At 52.6% G+C, this 949-nt stretch carries 2 protein-coding genes; both read right to left on the bottom strand.

All coding sequences use genetic code 11. From position 1 onward, the window contains the following. Positions 1-164: MbeD family mobilization/exclusion protein (locus E0L35_RS25325; protein ID WP_138801720.1), on the bottom strand; the 164-nt coding region annotated here is incomplete at its 3' end. 6 nt (positions 165-170) lie between these two features. Then, the gene (locus E0L35_RS25320; protein WP_001673158.1) at positions 171-701 is read right to left on the bottom strand and encodes an MbeB family mobilization protein; all 531 of its coding nucleotides are present in this window, start codon (positions 699-701) and stop codon (positions 171-173) included. Positions 702-949 lie beyond the last annotated feature (248 nt).

The raw sequence follows: 949 nt of genomic DNA, 5'->3' as shown, positions 1-949 counted from the left end.
CTCAACTGCATGACTCGCCCGTTCAGCATCGCGTTGTCCCGTTGCGTAAGCGAAAACATTTTCTGCAATTCCACGAAGGCGTTCTCCCATTCGTTCAGCCGCTGCATATAGTCCTGTTGCAGTTGCTCTAATGCGTTCAGCAAATGTCTTTCCAGCTCCGTCATGCTCTGTCACTCCTGCACCAGTCTCACTGCGTTCAGTTTGCCGTTGTCCTTCGTCCAGTTCGTTTCGGCTTTCATCCCCTTCGGCAACACCAGAAAACGTCCGTTGCTGTCCTCGTGATAACGCACGCCCCATGTCTTCGCGTTCAGCTTCTCCAGACTCTCTTTCTGCTCGCGGAGAATATTCATATTCGCGTTTATCTTCATGCCCTGGTACCACAGCAGACTCCCGGTCGTGGCAAACATCAGTACTGAGACGATAATCAGCCACAGCCAGCGTTTCACGCTCATTTTCAGTACGGTTTTCCAGTGCGCGTCCATCGTATCGACGGTCGTTTTCTGATACCTCTCCAGCAGTTCTTTCAGGGCTGTTGTATGGTCGTTGATAGCGTTCCTGATTAAAGATTCGTTTGAGGTCAGTTCCCTGTTTACAGATTCTTCGAGCTTCCTGAACTCGTCGTTCAGCATTTTCTCTGTAGATTCGGCTCTCTCTTTCAGCTTTTTCTCGAACTCCGCGCCCGTCTGTAAAAGATTGCTCATAAAACGCTCCTTTCAGTCTGATATTCCTCCCGCCGTTCGGGTCTGCAATGCTGATACTGCTTCGCGTCACCCTGACCACTTCAAGCCCCGCCTCTGTGAGCGCCTGAATCACATCCTGACGGCCTTTTATCTCTCCGGCATGGTAAAGCGCGTCTATCCCGCGTGTGACGCCCTCAGCAAGCGCCTGTTTCGTTTCCGGCAGGTTATCAGGAAGGGTCAGCGTCCGGCGGTTCTCCGGGGCGTTGGGG

It is taken from the genome of Halomonas sp. ATBC28, assembly GCF_005937175.1.
In the GTDB taxonomy this organism is placed as follows: Bacteria; Pseudomonadota; Gammaproteobacteria; order Pseudomonadales; family Halomonadaceae; genus Vreelandella; species Vreelandella titanicae.
The sequence above is the reverse complement of the archived record's forward strand: the minus strand, read 5'-3'. Positions and strand labels throughout refer to the sequence as shown.

Coding starts and splice junctions, on each gene's coding strand:
- E0L35_RS25320 (WP_001673158.1), bottom strand. CDS start 701: ATGAGCAATCTTTTACAGACGGGCGCGGAGTTCGAGAAAAAGCTGAAA.